Origin of the sequence: Janibacter hoylei PVAS-1, assembly GCF_000297495.1 — a bacterium.
Lineage (GTDB): Bacteria > Actinomycetota > Actinomycetes > Actinomycetales > Dermatophilaceae > Janibacter > Janibacter hoylei.
In genome coordinates this window covers 1-12202 of sequence record NZ_ALWX01000041.1, presented here as the reverse complement: position 1 = coordinate 12202, position 12202 = coordinate 1, and the positions used below count along the sequence as shown (strand labels likewise).

Sequence of the window (12202 nt, the reverse complement as noted above, 5' to 3'; positions counted from 1 at the left end):
GGTCAGCTGCCGCCGCCGAGGAACTTCTCGAAGCCCTTCGGCAGCTGGCTCGGGTCGAGGTCGGCGGGGTCGAGGCCGGCACCCCCGCCCGCGGGGGCCGCCACCGAAGGCCGAGCCCGCCGGCCCGGAGCGCCCCCCCGCCGGCCCGCGCGCTCGGCTGCCTCGCGCTCCTGCTGGGCGCGCTTGGCGGGGTTGCCCGACTTGCCCTTCTTCTTCTGCTGCTGCTTGCCCTTCTTGCGGCCCGCACCGCCACCCATGCCGGGGACGCCGGGCATGCCCGGCATGCCACCGCCCCGGGCGAGCTGCTTCATCATCTTCTGCGCCTCGGTGAAGCGCTCGAGGAGCTGGTTGACCTCGGAGACGGTCACGCCCGAGCCCTTGGCGATCCGCGAGCGGCGGGAGCCGTTGATCTGCTTGGGGTGCGTGCGCTCGAAGGGGGTCATCGAGCGGACCATGGCTTCGACCCGGTCGAACTCGCGCTCGTCGAGGTTGTCGAGCTGCGCCGACATCTGCCCCATGCCGGGCATCATCTTGAGCATCGACTTCAGCGAGCCCATCCGCTTGATCGCGGACATCTGCTGCAGGAAGTCGTCGAAGGTGAAGTCCTCCTCCGCGAGGAACTTGCGCTGCATCTCCTCGGCCTGGCCGCGCTCGAAGGCGCGCTCGGCCTGCTCGATGAGCGTGAGGACGTCACCCATGTCGAGGATGCGCCCGGCCATCCGGTCGGGGTGGAAGACCTCGATGTCCTTGGTCTGCTCGCCCGTGGAGGCGAACATGATCGGCCGCCCCGTCGTGCCGGCGACGGACAGGGCCGCACCACCGCGGGCGTCACCGTCGAGCTTCGAGAGCACAACACCGGTGAAGTCGACCCCTTCGGCGAAGGCCCGTGCGGTCTCGACGGCGGCCTGACCGATCATCGAGTCGATGACGAAGAGGACCTCGTCGGGCTCCACGGCGGCCCGGATGTCCGCGGCCTGCTGCATGAGCTCGGCGTCGACCGCGAGACGGCCGGCGGTGTCGACGATGACGACGTCGTGCATCTGCGACTGGGCGTGCGCGATGCCCGCGCGGCTCACGGCGACGGGGTCACCGAAGGAGCGGGTGCCCTCCCCCGACTCCAGGACGGCGTCGTGCCCACCGGTGTTGCCCCGCTCGGGAGCGAAGACCGGGACGCCGGCTCGCTGACCGGTCACCTCGAGCTGGGTGACGGCATTGGGGCGCTGGAGGTCTGCCGCGACGAGGATCGGGGTGTGGCCCTGGTCCTTGAGCCAGGCGCCGAGCTTGCCGGCGAAGGTCGTCTTGCCCGAGCCCTGGAGACCGGCGAGCATGATGACCGTCGGCGGCCGCTTGGCGAACTGGATCGTCCGGGTATTGCCGCCGAGGATCGTCACGAGCTCCTCGTTGACGATCTTGATGACCTGCTGGGCCGGGTTGAGGGCCCCACTCACCTCGGCGCCGGTGGCGCGCTCGCGCACGGCGGAGGTGAACTCCTTGACGACGGGCAGGGCGACGTCGGCGTCGATGAGGGCCATCCGGATGTCGCGGACGGTCTTGTTGACGTCGGACTCGGACAGGCGCCCCTTGCCGCGGAGGTTCTTGAAGGTCGCGGTCAGGCGGTCGGACAGGCTGGTGAACACCCGGCCAAGGGTACTTGCCCGCGGTTCCTCCCTTCGCCTCGTGGTGGCACGGGCGCCTCAGGCGCCGTCACAGGCGTCGATGACGACCGCCAGCGCCCGCGCCACCGCCGCCGGCCCGAGCTCGCTGCCCCGACGATCGGTGACGTAGAAGGTGTCAAGGGTCTGCCCGGCGAAGGTCGAGATGTGTGCCGACCGCACGCTCAGCCCCTCCTCCGCGAGGACCTGCCCGAGGTCGTGCAGCAGTCCCGGCCGGTCCTGCGAGCGCACCTCGAGGACCGTGGCGCCGCTGCCGGCGCTCGGCAGGACGAAGGCCCGCGCTCCCCCCGGCCGCACCGGCCGGGGCGTCCCCGCGCCGGCGTCGGGCGAGCGCCCCCGAGCGCGGCGCGATCCCCGGCCTCGAGCCGGGAGAGCCCCGAGGCCACCCGCACGGCCTCGGGCTGGTCCCCTCCCGGCGACTCGACGAACCACTCGTCGACGGCGATCCCGTCCACGGTGGCCAGTCGGGCCCGCCGGACCGTCATGCCGTGCGCCGCCAGCAGACCGGCTGTGTCGGCGAAGAGCCCGAGCCGGTCCCGGCAGTGGATCGTCAGGGCCCACCCGCCGGGCGCCCGCTCGACACGCACGTGCGGGCGTCCGGCGACGACGTCACCGAGCGCCTCGTCGTCGACCTCCGGCGCCGGCGCGAGCGGCGGGACCGGAGGCGTCTGGCCCGTGAGCCGCTCGCGCACGCGGCCGGTGAGCGTGTCGACGAGCCCCGCCCGCCAGTCGGTCCAGGCAGCCGGCCCGGCGGCCCGGGCGTCGGCGATGGTCAGCGCCCGCAGCAGCTCGAAGGTCTCCGCATCACCCTCGACGAGGTCGCACACGGCGCTCGCCGTGGCCGGGTCGGCCAGGTCGCGCCGGGTCGCGGTCTCGACGAGCGTCAGGTGCTCCCGCACGAGCAGCACGACCCGCTCGCGGTCGTCGTCGGGCACGCCCCACCGACGCAGCACGCGGTCGCTGATGTCGGCTCCCGTGCGCGAGTGGTCGCGGGCACCGGCGACCTTGCCGATGTCGTGGAGCAGGGCCGCGAGGAGCAGCAGGTCGGGGCGGGCGACGTCGCGCGCGAGGCTCGAGGCGCGGGCGACCGTCTCCAGCAGGTGCCGATCAACGGTGTGCCGGTGCACGGGGTTGTGCTGGGGCCGGCAGCGCACGTCGGCCCACTCCGGCAGCCAGCGCTCGATGATGCCGACCTGGTCGAGCCCCTCCCACACGGGCGGCAGCCCGGGGCCGGCAGCGAGGAGGTCGCCGAGCAGGTCGCGGACGTGCTGGTCCCACGGCAGGGAGGGCTCGGGGCAGGCGGCGAGGTTTGTCAGGGTCTGCGGCGCCAGCGGCAGACCGTGGCGAGCCGCCACGACCGCAGCACGAAGGGGGAGGCTCGGGTCGACCCCGACCAGCCCGGTCGACCCGAGCACCGCCTCGCCGTCGTGCTCGAAGAGGCCGTGGCCGAGGGGCTTCATGAGCGGGCGGCGCGGCCCGACGCGCAGGGTCCGCGCACGCTGGCTCTGGCCGGCCCGCCTCATCGTGGACTCCAGGGCCCACGCGATGGTGCGGGCCGAGGTCGAGACGCTGGTGAGCAGCTCGTCGGCGTCGCCGAGGCCGAGCAGTGCGGCCACGGCGTCGTGCTCCTCGCGCAGCAGCCGGTCACGGCCGCGACCGGTGACGACGTGCAGGGCATCACGCACGTCGAGCAGGTGGTGCAGGGCCGGCTCGACGGCCCCGTGGGGGCGGTCGGTGAGCCAGGCTCGAGTGAGGGCGTCGAGCACGGTGACGTCGCGCAGACCCCCGAGGGCCTCCTTGAGGTCGGGCTCGACCTGCTGACTCAGGTCACCGTGCCGGTGGTGACGGGCCCGCACCGACTCGACGAACTGCGGCAGCCGGGTGCGGGCCCCCGAGCGCCAGTCGTGGGAGACGGTGGAGCGGACCCCCGCGACGAGCTCCTCGTCGCCGGCGACGAGGGAGAGGTCGAGCAGGCCGACCGCCGCTGAGAGGTCCTCCCGGGCGACGCTGCGGCACTCGGCCGCGGAGCGGACCGAGTGGTCAAGCGCGAGCCCGGAGTCCCAGATCGGGTACCAGAGCCGGTCGGCCATGGCCGTGAGGTCGTCGGCGCGGATGCTGCGGCCGTCGTGGACGAGGACGAGGTCGAGGTCGCTGAGCGGGCCGGACCAGCCACGCCCCAGGGAGCCCACCGCGGCGAGCGCGATGCCGGGGCGCTCCCCCACGGCGTCGAGGTGGAGATCGGTCAGCCAGCTGCGGGTCGCCTCGCTGATCGCGGCGCGGCGGGCCTCGCCGGCACCCGGGAGCGTGAACTCCCGGGTGCCGGCGAGATCGAGCCGCGCGGATCGCATGTCGCTTCCGGTGCGGGTCATGGTGTCCGAGGCTCAGATCGCCTCGACTCCCTTCTCCCCGGTGCGCACGCGCACGACGTCGTCGATGGGGGTGACCCAGACCTTGCCGTCACCGATCCGACCGGTGCGGGCCGCCGAGACGACGACGCCGACGACGGACTCGGCGTCGATGTCCTCGACGAGGACCTCGAGGCGGATCTTCGGGACGAAGTCGACCGTGTACTCGGCCCCGCGGTAGACCTCGCTGTGGCCGCGCTGGCGGCCGTAGCCGCTCGCCTCGCTCACGGTCATGCCGGTGATGCCGAAGGACTCGAGGGCCTCCTTGACGTCGTCGATCTGGTGGGGCTTGATGATGGCGGTGACGAGCTTCATGCTCGGGCTCCTTCGATGGTCTCGTCCTGCTGGCGGGCGTGCGCGGCTGCGGTGGCGACACCGGCCCCGGCCGACCCGAGGCGACCACCGCGGGAGGCGAGGTCGTAGCCGGACTCGGCGTGCTCGGCGGAGTCGATACCGGACACCTCGTCCTCCTCGCTGATGCGCCAGCCCATCGTGTGCTTGAGGACGATGGCGATGACGTAGGTGAGGACCGCGGAGATCACGAGGCTCACGAGGGCGATGACGACCTGGACGACGGTCTGCTGGACGCCGCCGCCGTAGAGCAGCCCGCCGTCGGTGGCGAGCAGCCCGGTACCCACGGTGCCCCAGAGGCCGGCGACGAGGTGGACGCCGACGACGTCGAGCGAGTCGTCGTAGCCGAAGCGGTACTTCAGGCCGACGGCCAGGGCGGCGAGCGCACCGGCGACGGCGCCCAAGCCGAGCGACCCGACGGGTGAGAGGCTGCCGCAGGCGGGGGTGATGGCGACGAGGCCGGCGACGACACCGGAGGCGGCGCCGATCGAGGTGGCGTGCCCGTCACGCAGCTTTTCGACGAGCAGCCAGCCGAGGATCGCGGCGGCGGTGGCGGCCGTGGTGTTGACCCACACGAGGCTGGCCACACCGTCGGCGGCGAGCTCGGAGCCGGCGTTGAAGCCGAACCAGCCGAACCACAGCAGACCGGCGCCGATCATGACGAGCGGGACGTTGTGGGGGCGCATGGCGGTCTTGCCGAAGCCGAGTCGCTTGCCGACGACGAGGGCGAGGACGAGGCCGGCCATGCCCGCGTTGATGTGCACGACGGTGCCTCCGGCGAAGTCGATCGGAGCGACGGTCGCCGCGCCGTCGGCCGTGCCGAAGAGCCAGGCGGCGAAGCCGCGCTCTGCACCGGACAGCAGCCCGCCGCCCCACACCATGTGGGCGATCGGGAAGTAGACCAGCGTGAGCCACACCGGGACGAAGACCATCCAGGTGGAAAACTTCACGCGGTCTGCGATGGCCCCGCTGATGAGCGCGACGGTGATGATCGCGAAGGTCAGCTGGAAGCCGGCGAAGAGGACCTCGGGGATCCACACGTCGGCGCCGAAGACGTCGATGACGGGCATGCCGTCGGCGCCGACGGTCCCGGTCACCCCGTCGACGGTGCTCGCGACGCCGCGCAGACCGAACTTCTCGAATGGGTTGGCCAGGATGCCGCCGATGTCGGACCCGCCGAAGGACATCGAGTAGCCCCACAGGACGTAGACGACGCCCGCGGCGCCCATGGCACCGAAGCTCATCATCATCATGTTGAGGACGGACTTGGCGCGGGTCATGCCGCCGTAGAAGAGGGCCAGGCCGGGCGTCATCAGGAGCACGAGGGCTGCGCAGATGATCATGAAGGCGGTGGCCGACGTGTCGATCGCTGGTGGTGTCGCCGCGAGGGGCGCGATGGTTGGACTCATGACGGCAAGAGTCCGCCGGTGCCGTTTCGTCAGCGGATGCCCCGTGTTACGTCGGTGTTTCCCTTGCGGCGCAGGCGTTACGACCCGGTGACACCACGCCCTCCGTCCCGCGTGATGAGACGCCGGCCATGGCATACGGTGGGCGGGCACGCACTTCATGCCGGGGGGTCAGCTGCCTGCGTGCCCCTCGGTCACGACGAGCAGGAGCCTCGATGACCGCGCCGCCCCCGGGACCGGGACAGCACCCTCCGTACGGCCAGCAGCCCTACGGTCAGCAGCCGTACACCCCACCGCCGTCGAAGGGGGTCCCGGCCTGGGTCTGGGTCGTCTCGATCCCCGTCGTCATCGCGCTGCTCATCTGCCTGTGCGGCGGGGTCGGCTACGTCGCCATGCAGGGTGGCGACGAGACGAGCACCGGTGCACCGCCCCCCATCTCGGGCGAGTCGACCGGAGGCCCGACGAGTGATCCCACGAGCGAGCCGACGAGCACCTCGACGAGTGGCGAGCCGAGCACGAGCACGAGCACGAGCACGTGGACCTCGACGTCCACGTCGACCTCGACGTCGTACGGGTCGACGACCACGACACCGACGAGTGTGCCCAGCGCGAGCGTCCCGCCGCCGCCGGCGGGGACGCCCAACACCGACGCGTCCCTGACGATCTCGTCGGACGAGGTCGAGCGGCAGATCGCCCGGGGCATGAAGCAGGTGGGGCACAAGGTCTCCGACATCTCCTGCCCGTCGCGCCTCGTGCTCATCAAGGGCCGCACGACGACGTGCACGGCGCCCGTGCCCGGGACGAGCCGGCGCTCGGACGTCAAGGTCAAGGTGGCGTGGGCGGTTATGACCTCCTCGACGGACAGCCGGTACTACCTGACCTTCGAGCAGTCGCTGCGCTGACGCCCGACGCATGCACGAGGCCCCCGACCACCGTGGTGGTCGGGGGCCTCATCGCTCGGTCCGGAGTCAGCCGACGATCGCGTCGACGAAGGCCTCCGGCACGAAGGGGGCCAGGTCGTCCGGCCCTTCGCCGAGGCCGACGAGCTTGACCGGCACCCCGAGGGTGCGCTGGACGGCGACGACGATGCCACCCTTGGCCGTGCCGTCGAGCTTGGTGAGCACGACACCGGTGATGTCGACCGCCTCGGCGAAGACCTTGGCCTGGGCCAGGCCGTTCTGCCCCGTCGTCGCGTCGAGGACGAGCAGCACCTCGTCGATGGGGGTCTGCTTCTCGATGACCCGCTTGACCTTGGACAGCTCGTCCATGAGGCCGACCTTGTTGTGCAGGCGCCCCGCGGTGTCGATGATCACGGCATCGACCTCGGCGTCCGCCGCGGCCTTGACCGCGTCGAAGGCGACGGCGGCCGGGTCGGCACCCTCGCGGTCGCTGCGGACCGTCGGGACACCGACGCGGGCCCCCCACGTCTCGAGCTGGTCGGCGGCCGCGGCGCGGAAGGTGTCGGCAGCACCGAGCAGGACGTCCCGGTCGTTGGCCACGAGCACTCGGGCGAGCTTGCCGACGGTCGTCGTCTTGCCCGTGCCGTTGACCCCGACGACGAGGATGCAGGCCGGGCGGTCGTCGACCCTGGAGGCGGCCAGGCCGCGGTCCATGCTCGGGTCGACGAGCTGGAGCAGGTCGTTGTAGAGCCAGTCCTTGGCGACCTCGGGGTCGGTCGTGCCGTCGACGGAGACGTGCTCGCGCAGCGAGTCGACGAGCTCGGTCGTGGGCTCCATGCCGAGGTCGGCGACGAGCAGGGTGTCCTCGACCTCCTCCCAGTCCTCCTCGGAGAGCTTGCCCTGGGAGAGCAGGGCGAGCAGCCCCTTGCCGATCGCGCCGTTGGAGCGCGCCAGGCGCGAGCGCAGGGCCCGCATCCGGTCGCGGGTGGGAGCGGGGGTGTCGACCGGCGCCTCGGCGGGCACCTCCGGCCCGACCGGGGACTCAGGCTCAGCCCGGGCGTCGGGCTGGGTCGGGGCCTCGGGCTCGGCGGGCGCCTGCGGCTCGGTGGCGAGCGGCGGCACGGTGCGACCCCGGTCGGCCTCCTCGTCCGAGGGGACGGGGGTGAGCTCGTCGTCCGCGGCTGGGGTCTTCGTCTCAGGGGCGGCGGTCTCCGGCGCGGCCGCCTCGGGGGCGGCGGGCTCCTCTGCCGGCGGGCTGGCTGGCTCGGGGTCCTCCCCCTTCGTCTCCTCCGGCGGGGCCTGCGGCTTGGCGTGGTCGCTCGGACGGTCGAGGACGATCGTGCCGCTGCGGTGGTCGGTGCTGCCCTTGGGCCGCTCCGGGGGGCGCCGCTCCGGCGGCAGCTCCTTGGTCCCACCGCGCCCGCCGCGCAGGAGGCCGATCGCCAGGCCCCCGAGCAGGAGCAGCAGGCCGACCGCGACGGCGATGTACTCAGTCAGTGTGTCGATACCCATCACCCGGCCATCTTCGCAGGCTACGCGGACCGCGCCGAACCCGTGGCGGCGTCACCGCTCTCGACCGCCGCCCGGAGGCACCCGCACCGAAGTTACCCGCAGGTCACGAACGAAGGAGGGCACGGCCACCTCGGCCGCCGGGTCCGCGGCGAGCTCCGCGGCCCACGCCACGAGCCCGGCGACGTCGATGCCGTGGGGCGCGATCGCCGCGTAGCGCTCGATGGCGGCGGCACCCCGCCTCGTCACGCTGGCCGCCCCACGCGCATTGCCGCGCCGCTGGTGGGTCAGGCCGACGGCGAGCTGCGCCAGACCCTGCCAAAGCGCACGCTCAGGGTCGGGCGCCGCCTTCCACTGCTCCTCGAGCACCTCGTGGGCGTGGAAGGGCATCTCGCGGTCGAGGTAGTCCTGGGCCAACGCGAGCGCCTCATCGGCGGTGCGCTCGCCGGGCGCGACCCGCTCGACCCCGGCGCTGCCGTAGGGCAGGGGCCGGCCGAGCCCGTCACGGGGCCGGGCGTTTTCGGCCCGACCCCGGGCGTCGCGGTCTCGGGGCATCAGAAGAGCGAGACCCGCTCTTGCGGGTCGAGCCACATCTCGTCACCCTCCTGCGTGCCGAAGGCGGTGTGGAAGGCGTCGATGTTGCGCACCGCATTGGCCCGCACGTCCTGGGGGCTGTGCGGGTCGATGGACAGCAGCCGCACCGCCTCCTCCCGCCGGGCGTCGCCGCACCAGACGCGAGCCCAGTTGCTGAAGAAGCGCTGCTCCCCCGTCAGTCCGTCGGCGTCGCTCTCGCACGCGGCGTCGCCCGCGGCGATGAGGTAGGCCGCGTGACCGATGGCCAGGCCACCGATGTCGCCGATGTTTTCGCCGACCGTCAGGGCGCCGTTGACCGTATGGCCCGGGGCATTGCGCGTCGAGTAGGAGTCGAACTGGCGCACGAGGGCGTCGCGCCGCTCCTCGAAGGCCGCGCGGTCCGCCTCGGTCCACCAGTCGCGCAGGTTGCCCTGACCGTCGAAGGTGGAGCCGGCGTCGTCGAAGCCGTGGCCGATCTCGTGGCCGATGACCGCACCGATGCCGCCGTAGTTGTCGGCGTCGTCACCCTCGGCGTCGAAGAAGGGCGGCTGGAGGATCGCGGCGGGGAAGACGATCTCGTTGAGCCCCGGGTTGTAGTAGGCATTGACCGTCTGCGGGGTGAGGAACCACTCGTCACGGTCAACCGGCCCGCCGAGCTTGGCGAGCGCCCGGTCGACCTCGAAGGCCGCGACCCGGCGCACATTGCCCACGAGGTCGTCCTCGCGGATCTCGAGGCTGGAGTAGTCACGCCAAGTGCTCGGGTGGCCCACCTTGGGGGTGAAGGCCTCGAGCTTGGCGACGGCCTCCGCCTTGGTCTCCTCGCTCATCCAGTCGGATGCGGCGAAGGACCGGCGGAAGGCCTCGACGAGGTTGTCGACGAGCTCGCCCATCCGCTCACGGGCAGCGGGCGGGAAGTGGCGGGCGACGTAGAGCTCGCCGACGGCCTCGCCGAGCGAGTCGTCGACGAGGGAGACGCCACGCTTCCAGCGAGCCCGCTGCTCGGGGATGCCCGAGAGGGTCCGCCCGACGAAGTCGAACTCCGCGGCGACGACGTCGGACCCGAGGTAGGCGGCGTGGGCCTGGACGATGCGCAACCGCAGCCAGTCCTTCCACGTCTCGAGGTCAGTGGTGTCGAGCGTGAGCGAGAGCCCGCGCAAGAAGTCGGGCTGGCGCACGACGACCTCGGCGAAGGGGGACGACGCCCCGAGCCCGGAGGCCCAAGCACCCCAGTCGATGGCCGGGGCCAGCTCGGTGAGGGCAGCCGAGTCGAGGAGCGTGTACGTCCGGACGGGGTCGCGGTTGGCGACGCGGTCCCAGTGGTCACGGGCCAGCTCGGTCTCGAGGGCCACCACGCGCTCGGCGGTCTCGGCCGCCGCCTCGTCGTCGCGGCCGAGGACGAGACGCAGCAGGCGGGCGACGTGGGCCCGGTAGGCGCCGAGCGTCTCGGCGTGCTGCTCGTCGCGGTAGTACGACTCGTCGGGCAGGCCGAGCCCGCCCTGCTCGAGGTAGAGCACGTAGCGCGAAGAGTCCTTGTCGTCGGTGTTGACGAAGGGGAGGACGAAGCCGCTCACGCCGTCGCGCGCCAGACGCCCGGTGAGCGCCACGAGGTCGGGCGTGCTCGTCACGCCGTCCACAGCGTCGAGCAGGTCGGCGATCGGTGCGCTGCCCAGCTCGTCAGCCCGCTGCTCGTCGACGAAGGAGCGGTAGAGCGCCCCGACCTTGCCGGCGACGTCGTCCGGGGCCAGCTCACCGGCCTCGACCCGGTCGCTCACCTCCTCGATGAGGTCGCGCACGTCCTGCTCGGCACGCTCGCGCAGGACGTCGAAGGCCCCGTAGCGACCGCGGTCCGCCGGGATCTCCACCGCCTGCAGCCAGTGGTTGTTGACATGTCCGAAGAGGTCGTCCTGGGGTCGGACCGCAGGGTCGACGGGGCCTCGGAGGCCGGGGATGGTCTCGGAGGTGGAGCTCATGAGGCCTTTCGCTTGGAGGACGACGCGCTGGAGACCAGGCCGGAGGTGCGGGTCGCGGCACCGTCGGCGCTCTCGCGGACCTTGACGACGACCCGCTCGCCCCGGGCGGTGAGGATCTCGCGACCCTCGCGCCTCGCGGGGATGGCCACCAGGCCCATCACGGCGAAGGACAGGACAAGGCAGAGGATCAGCCCCACGATCATGGCGGTCATACCCCCATCGTCCCCCGTGACGACGGGCCGCTCAACTCGACCCGCCGCCCGGCACGGGCGTCATCGAGCGCCTGCGGGGCCTCAGGCCGGCTGGGCCTCGCCCGCCGGTGCGACGTCACGCAGGCGCTGGCTGACCACGGTCGTGATGCCGTCACCACGCATCGAGACGCCGTAGAGCGCGTCGGCGACCTCCATCGTCTTCTTCTGGTGGGTGATGACGATGAGCTGGCTGGAGTCGCGCAGCTCCTCGAAGAGCATGATGAGGCGGCCGAGGTTGGTGTCGTCGAGGGCAGCCTCGACCTCGTCCATGATGTAGAAGGGCGAGGGCCTGGCCTTGAAGATCGACACGAGCAGCGCGACCGCGACGAGCGAACGCTCACCACCGGAGAGCAGCGACAGGCGCTTGACCTTCTTGCCCGGAGGACGAGCCTCGACCTCGATGCCGGTGGTCAGCATGTTGCTCGGGTCGGTGAGGACCAGTCGCCCCTCGCCGCCGGGGAAGAGGCGGGAGAAGACCCCTTCGAACTGCTCGGCGGTGTCGGCGAAGGCCTCGGAGAAGACCTGCTCGACCCGCTCGTCGATCTCGGCGACGATCTCGAGCAGGTCCTTCTTGGACTGCCGCAGGTCCTCGAGCTGCGTCGTGAGGAAGGTGTGGCGCTCCTCGAGCGCCGCGAACTCCTCGAGCGCCAGCGGGTTGACCTTGCCGAGGGCCTTGAGTCCGCGCTCGGCGGTGCGCAGGCGCTTTTCCTGCACCTCGCGCACGTAGGGCTGCGGCTGCGGGAAGTCCTCGGACTCCGGGTCCTCGTCGGGACCGGCGACGTGGGGCACGAGCTGGTGCGGGCCGAACTCCTCCATGAGGACGTCGGGGTCGACTCCCAGCTCCTCGATGGCCTTGGCCTGCAGCTGCTCGATGCGGGCGATCTGCTGGGCGCGCGCGACCTCGTCGCGGTGCACCTCGTCGGTCAGCTCGCGCAGCGCGTCCTGCTGCTCGGTCAGCTCGGTGCGCAGCCCGCGCAGCGCCGCGTCGCGCTCGGCCCGGGCGGCCTCCCCCGCAACGAGATCGCCGCCCGGGAGCGACTGCGGGCCCGCCGCGAGCGTCGCCGACGCGAGGCCGAGGTCGCGGCAGCCGTGCAGAGTGCCGCCACCTGGTCGGGGGAGCGGATCGCTGCCGCCGCGGCGGTGGCCGGCCAGCAGCGCGACGCGG

At 72.4% G+C, this 12202-nt stretch carries 11 protein-coding genes; 1 reads left to right on the top strand and 10 read right to left on the bottom strand.

Going from position 1 to position 12202, the window contains the following annotated elements; genetic code table 11:
• Positions 1–2: 2 nt before the first annotated feature.
• The 5 genes from ffh to B277_RS08955 are packed head-to-tail and all read right to left on the bottom strand — an operon-like array spanning position 3 to position 5838.
• A complete protein-coding gene (gene ffh, locus B277_RS08970) occupies positions 3–1637 on the bottom strand; it encodes a signal recognition particle protein (RefSeq protein WP_007927420.1) in 1635 nt (544 codons plus the stop codon).
• Positions 1638–1694: 57 nt separating this feature from the next.
• On the bottom strand, positions 1695–1904 hold the full coding sequence (locus tag B277_RS19080; protein WP_238539390.1) for an ACT domain-containing protein: 210 nt from the start codon (positions 1902–1904) through the stop codon (positions 1695–1697).
• The gene (locus B277_RS08965) at positions 1838–4042 is read right to left on the bottom strand and encodes a [protein-PII] uridylyltransferase (protein WP_238539389.1); all 2205 of its coding nucleotides are present in this window, start codon (positions 4040–4042) and stop codon (positions 1838–1840) included. Before B277_RS08965 ends, B277_RS19080 begins: the two co-directional genes overlap by 67 nt.
• 12 nt (positions 4043–4054) lie before the next feature.
• Positions 4055–4393 (bottom strand): P-II family nitrogen regulator, encoded by a 339-nt coding sequence (locus B277_RS08960; protein ID WP_007927419.1) that lies wholly within the window; start codon positions 4391–4393, stop codon positions 4055–4057.
• Positions 4390–5838 (bottom strand): ammonium transporter, encoded by a 1449-nt coding sequence (locus B277_RS08955; protein WP_051987974.1) that lies wholly within the window; start codon positions 5836–5838, stop codon positions 4390–4392. Before B277_RS08955 ends, B277_RS08960 begins: the two co-directional genes overlap by 4 nt.
• A gap of 212 nt (positions 5839–6050) precedes the next feature.
• On the opposite strand from B277_RS08955, the gene B277_RS17475 reads away from it, so the two are divergent.
• Positions 6051–6737 (top strand): DUF4333 domain-containing protein, encoded by a 687-nt coding sequence (locus tag B277_RS17475; RefSeq protein WP_128277442.1) that lies wholly within the window; start codon positions 6051–6053, stop codon positions 6735–6737.
• A 66-nt stretch (positions 6738–6803) separates the two neighbouring features.
• On the opposite strand, the gene ftsY is transcribed toward B277_RS17475, so the two are convergent.
• The 5 genes from ftsY to B277_RS08920 all read right to left on the bottom strand — a co-directional run.
• Positions 6804–8246, bottom strand: a complete 1443-nt coding sequence (ftsY, locus tag B277_RS08940) for a signal recognition particle-docking protein FtsY (protein WP_007927415.1) — start codon at positions 8244–8246, stop codon at positions 6804–6806.
• A gap of 51 nt (positions 8247–8297) precedes the next feature.
• Positions 8298–8798, bottom strand: coding sequence for a DUF309 domain-containing protein (locus B277_RS08935; protein ID WP_007927413.1), 501 nt, complete (start codon positions 8796–8798; stop codon positions 8298–8300).
• Positions 8798–10786: a M13 family metallopeptidase gene (locus tag B277_RS08930; RefSeq protein ID WP_007927410.1), complete on the bottom strand. Its 1989-nt coding sequence runs from the start codon at positions 10784–10786 to the stop codon at positions 8798–8800. The genes B277_RS08935 and B277_RS08930 overlap by 1 nt, the downstream gene beginning before the upstream one ends.
• Positions 10783–10998 carry a hypothetical protein gene (locus B277_RS08925; RefSeq protein WP_007927408.1) on the bottom strand — a complete coding sequence of 72 codons (216 nt, stop codon included), beginning with the start codon at positions 10996–10998 and terminating at the stop codon, positions 10783–10785. Before B277_RS08925 ends, B277_RS08930 begins: the two co-directional genes overlap by 4 nt.
• Positions 10999–11079: 81 nt before the next feature.
• The coding region (locus tag B277_RS08920) for a chromosome segregation SMC family protein (protein WP_007927407.1) at positions 11080–12202 on the bottom strand (1123 nt) is incomplete at its 5' end.

Coding starts and splice junctions, on each gene's coding strand:
- B277_RS08965 (WP_238539389.1), bottom strand. CDS start 4,042: ATGACCCGCACCGGAAGCGACATGCGATCCGCGCGGCTCGATCTCGCC.
- B277_RS08960 (WP_007927419.1), bottom strand. CDS start 4,393: ATGAAGCTCGTCACCGCCATCATCAAGCCCCACCAGATCGACGACGTC.
- B277_RS08955 (WP_051987974.1), bottom strand. CDS start 5,838: ATGAGTCCAACCATCGCGCCCCTCGCGGCGACACCACCAGCGATCGAC.
- B277_RS17475 (WP_128277442.1), top strand. CDS start 6,051: ATGACCGCGCCGCCCCCGGGACCGGGACAGCACCCTCCGTACGGCCAG.
- ftsY (WP_007927415.1), bottom strand. CDS start 8,246: ATGGGTATCGACACACTGACTGAGTACATCGCCGTCGCGGTCGGCCTG.
- B277_RS08935 (WP_007927413.1), bottom strand. CDS start 8,798: ATGCCCCGAGACCGCGACGCCCGGGGTCGGGCCGAAAACGCCCGGCCC.
- B277_RS08930 (WP_007927410.1), bottom strand. CDS start 10,786: ATGAGCTCCACCTCCGAGACCATCCCCGGCCTCCGAGGCCCCGTCGAC.
- B277_RS08925 (WP_007927408.1), bottom strand. CDS start 10,998: ATGACCGCCATGATCGTGGGGCTGATCCTCTGCCTTGTCCTGTCCTTC.